Source organism: Microcystis sp. M53598_WE2, from assembly GCF_030067735.1.
GTDB lineage: Bacteria > Cyanobacteriota > Cyanobacteriia > Cyanobacteriales > Microcystaceae > Microcystis > Microcystis aeruginosa.
The window spans coordinates 1-4,541 of sequence record NZ_JASJFE010000456.1 but is presented as its reverse complement, the minus strand read 5'-3'; the positions used below and the strand labels follow the sequence as shown (position 1 = coordinate 4,541).

Annotated in this window: 5 protein-coding genes; 1 reads left to right on the top strand and 4 read right to left on the bottom strand. The window is 42.5% G+C overall.

All coding sequences use genetic code 11. The features are described from left to right. Positions 1–268: 268 nt before the first annotated feature. Entirely contained in the window at positions 269–1,156 is an 888-nt protein-coding gene (cofG, locus tag PX636_RS09515) for a 7,8-didemethyl-8-hydroxy-5-deazariboflavin synthase subunit CofG (protein ID WP_288116918.1), read from the bottom strand. A gap of 112 nt (positions 1,157–1,268) precedes the next feature. Here cofG and PX636_RS09510 point away from each other — a divergent pair, with 112 nt between their 5' ends. After that, positions 1,269–2,933 carry a transglutaminase domain-containing protein gene (locus PX636_RS09510; protein WP_288116916.1) on the top strand — a complete coding sequence of 555 codons (1,665 nt, stop codon included), beginning with the start codon at positions 1,269–1,271 and terminating at the stop codon, positions 2,931–2,933. Here PX636_RS09510 and PX636_RS09505 read toward each other — a convergent pair. The 3 genes from PX636_RS09505 to PX636_RS09495 form a co-directional block, all read right to left on the bottom strand. Beyond that, a complete protein-coding gene (locus PX636_RS09505) occupies positions 2,930–3,196 on the bottom strand; it encodes a hypothetical protein (RefSeq protein WP_002763196.1) in 267 nt (88 codons plus the stop codon). The genes PX636_RS09510 and PX636_RS09505 overlap by 4 nt on opposite strands. Before the next feature lie 205 nt (positions 3,197–3,401). Next, positions 3,402–3,989, bottom strand: a complete 588-nt coding sequence (locus PX636_RS09500) for a hypothetical protein (protein WP_287684184.1) — start codon at positions 3,987–3,989, stop codon at positions 3,402–3,404. Beyond that, positions 3,979–4,245, bottom strand: coding sequence for a hypothetical protein (locus PX636_RS09495; protein ID WP_288116913.1), 267 nt, complete (start codon positions 4,243–4,245; stop codon positions 3,979–3,981). Before PX636_RS09495 ends, PX636_RS09500 begins: the two co-directional genes overlap by 11 nt. Positions 4,246–4,541: the final 296 nt, after the last annotated feature.

Here is a 4,541-nt window from a genome sequence, read left to right as displayed (position 1 = left end):
GGGTTTGGGGGCGGCGCCACGCCCCCAACGGGGGGTTTGGGGGGTAGAACCCCCCAAAAGCTTGGATTGAGTGATAAAATCGGAAGTAATACCCGATCTTAGCCGAGAGTTTCCCCGTAAAAATCCCAATTGGTAGATGTACAAAAATGAGATGCAGCCTCGGTCGTCGGTCGTCAGGAGAATTAAGAATGAATAATAATCAATTATGCGGTATTAAGTAAGGAGTGTTAAATGGCATTAACAGTGCTATCTTTTCCCTGATTAATGTTTACTGATAAACTGGCAGACGCGGCTTTAATTCCCAGCCATAAACTGCTAAAAATTCCTTTAATTTATCGGGGTGTAAATGGAGGTAATCGGGATTAACTTCATCGATAATGCCAATACCGCCTAAATCCCGCGCTCCTGCCGCTAAACAATCCAAGAGAAAAAGAGGATCGGGTACTAGATTCGGGGGAATTTGAATGACAATATCTGGGGGCAAAATTTCCCTAGCTTGTCTAACCAGATCGGGTAATTTTTGCAGATCAAAAGGATTATTTTGCCACTGTTCCCTTTTGCCCGGATTATAGGGTTGTAGGATCACTTCTTGAATATGTCCCCAACGTTGATGAATAGTGGCAATAGTTTCTAAGGTTACTAAGCGATCGCATTCTGTTTCACCAATTCCTAATAATAAACCCGTGGTAAAAGGAATTCCTAATTCTCCCGCCCATTGTAACTGCTCTAAGCGCAGGGATGGCACTTTACTGGGGGCATGACGATGGACGGTATCTAATAAAGTCACCGTCATTTGTTCTAACATTATGCCCATAGATAGATTGACATTTTTCAGTTTTTCCATCTCGGCAAAAGTTAAAATCCCCGCATTGGTATGGGGATAAAAACCCATATTTAAAGCCAATTCTCCCAAATTATAAATATGCCGAAACCATGACTCTCGATTGGCTGCTAAAGGATGAACTTCCCCGCTAAGAATTAAAATTTCCGTAATTTCCGAACCCTGCAAAGCAGTTAAAATCTCTTTTGCCTTGTCTAGACTTAACCAGCCATCAGTGCCTAAATCCCTGCGAAAATTACAATAACTGCAACGATTGAAACACTCGTAGGTAGGTACAAGGGTATGAGAGGGACTATAGGTGACAATTCTTGACATTTTTTTCGGAATTGGAGTTCATTACGAGCATTCAAGGGCGATAAAATTTGCTATCGTGGGAAGAATTGCTGTTTTATTCACCTAAAAACACCCTCCCTTTTCGCTTCCTCCTATGATTTTCGATCCTGCCAGTCTTCCCTCCCATCGTCAAACGATTCGCCCGATTAGCGCCACGGCCCTGCACGGAATTGTATTTCAAGATAACAAATTAATCGCTATCGACGCAAAAAACGGCTATTTATACCAAATTGCCCTCGATACTGGTCATACAACTGTACTTAATTCCCATCGCTGGCAAGAATTCGTCGGGACGACGGGATTGGCAATCGATGATCAAAATAACCTCTGGTTTACTACCCGCGAAAATCTCTACTGCTGCACTCTCGAAGATTTTACCCCGAAATTTTTTACCCGTCTTCCCTACACCGCTAACGGAGTCGCCGTAACTGGTAACACAATTTATGTCACTTGTCAACGTTCTGGACAAATATTTATATTAGATCGCCAATCGGGACAGGAAATTACTCGTTTGTACGCGCCTGGTATCGGCATCGAAAATATCACCATTCGCGGGGAAGAACTTTGGTTAACGGATACCCTAGAACAAACGGTTTACTGTCTTGATCGCGCCACGGGAGAACAGCTTTTTAGCATGATAACTCCTTTTGAATCACCGACGGGATTAGCATTTTATCGCAATGCGAACAGTGGCAAGGATATCTTATATGTGGCCTATGCTTTCCAAGAACCCTTTATCCGCGATAATCCCAATTCCGAACAGGTTTACGAACTGAGTTATCGTCCGCGTACTTTTGTCCATCCTCTATATTTTCACTACGATCCCGCTAAAAAATACGCCCTTTCTAATGGTTATCTGATTGAATTATCCTACGTCGAGGAATTGGAACCTCTATATAATATCGAACTAAAAGATGTGGAATGGCGCATCGCTTTACCCCTAGAAACACCGCGGCAAAAAATTCGCAGCGTCGAAGCGGTGGGATTGCCTTTTACTGAAGAAATTCAAGACGGGCAGCGGGTGGCAGTATTTAAGTTCAAGCAAATAACCGCCAAACAACGTCATATTTTTGGTTGGAAAGTGGTCTTAGAAGTGTGGGGAATTAAATACCAAATTACTCCCAAAGATTGCGAAGATTTACCCCCCTTACCCGCCGATTTTCCCGATCGCTATTTGATCGATAATGATGATCTGGCTATGAATACAGAAATTATCCTCAATGCTGCCGAAGAAGCGACCGGTCGGGAAACCAATCTACTCAGAAAAGTTTATAGTATTCGTAACTACGTCTATGATCAGCTTTCCTACGGCATCAAACCCAACATCGACACCCCCGATATTGCCCTGCGGCGCGGAGTGGGTTCCTGTGGCGAATATGTGGGTTTATTATTGGCTTTGTGTCGTCTCAATGGTATTGCCTGTCGCACGGTAGGACGCTATAAATGCCCACCCCATCCCCTCGAACGTAATTTACCCCTCGAACCGGATTACAATCACGTCTGGATGGAATTTTATCTTCCCTCTATCGGTTGGGTTCCCATGGAGTCCAATCCCGATGATATTTTTGAAGGCGGTCCCTATCCCAATCGTTTCTTTATGGGTTTAGCTTGGTATCACACGGAAATTGCCAAAGATATCCCCTTTGAACGAATGCTCAGTGAAGGACAACCGGTGTTAAAAACCCAAGTTCCCATCGGCGATTTAGCGATTAATCACGTTCAATTCGTCATTCTTGAGGAATTAGCCCCAAAAGACTAGAATTCTGAGCCATCATCTAGGATGCCCATTTCTCTATCTCTTTCTTCTTTGAGTTCTTTGACCATTTGCAAACCCGCGCCCACACAGAAGCCCAAGGCTGCCCCGGCACCGGCAAAATAACGTCCATAGATGATTTGATAGTTATAGGGATTTTTATAGTTGACTTGGCTGGGATTGCGTTCAATGCGGCTAATGCCATAACCGATACCTGCCCCGACTAAAGCGGTAACAAGGCCTGAAAATAGAACTAGACGAAAGTTCATGATCTTATCTCCCGATGGACTCTGACTTTAGATTATCGCTGAAAATTAGTTCCTGGCAAGCGATCGCAATAATTCGTTATCAAGTGAACCAAATCACCAACAAAACTGGAACTGTGGCTAGGAAAAGAATCTGATTCATCCAATCGTCAAAAAACCAATTTTTCAATATAGGTAGTTATTGGTAAAAGTTAAGGTGATTTATCTATTACCAGACTTTTTTTACTCCTGTAGGTAAACCAACTCGCATAAAAAATCTAGCGAAAGCTTGAGATAAATGTTCACGATAGGGAGGACGTAAACGAAGTCGAGGTTGCTGTTTATTTTGCAAGAAGGATTCCAAAAAAGTCCTCGGTAAAGTGTACACATCATGAAAATCAACTATTCGATGAGTTAATTTTAGGTCGCCGATTTCTCCTTCGTTGAGCATAGAAAGATTCCATATATAACCATTTTTAATATCATCACAATATCTCCCCCAGGCCTTGGCCGTAGGATTTTGTTTCATATTGTTCATGGCCTGTTCCCAATTTTCTTGATATTGGCTGAGAGCAAGGTGAGGGCAAAGGATGACATTATTGACTTTCTTGTTTTCTAAGTCGCAGCCTTGGGTGATAACAACCAGATCAATCTCAGCTACTTCCACTAAGGATCGAAGTGTTTCAATTTCTGTTTGATTGCTTACCTCAACAGATTTAGAAGCCCAACGAACCACAGGACAATTAAGAATAATATCCCCTTGGGTCAACTCAACATTTGCATCTACCGCCTCATACCAAAGGTCATTAGTTATCATCTTCGAGTCGATAATTATCAATTACAACACAAGGTTTCCAAGTGGATTTTTCCTGAGATTTAATGTTCACTTCTTCGGAAAATAAGATTTTCGGTTGATGAGAAACTACAAAAACTCCCCGACAATCTAGTTCATCATCATCATCTTCTGCTGCGTCTATCCGGCAAGATTCTGATGATAAAGCTGTGGGTAATTTTACCACTTCTATCAAGGGTGGTTGTTCGTAGGAGGGTAATTGTTTACTGTCTGTTTCCACTTTCACGTTAACTGCCTCGTTGACTAAGTTGGGCGATTAATTAGGTTATACCTCAATATCTAGGCTAACTCAAGCCAGCGGGCTGATTTGCTCACACTTTACATCCCGTAAAATGGTAGCACTTGGGGCTAATGGGGACGTTTTCCCGCTTACCAGCTAAATTGAGAATATCAGGGGCATTGATGCCTAAAGGGAGAGAAAATGTATTAGGCTAAAAACTAAACTATTTTGGCAAGATTTCTTTGAAGACCTCCTCAGCCTACTTATTGGTTTTCCACGGTAGTCGCGATCCGCGT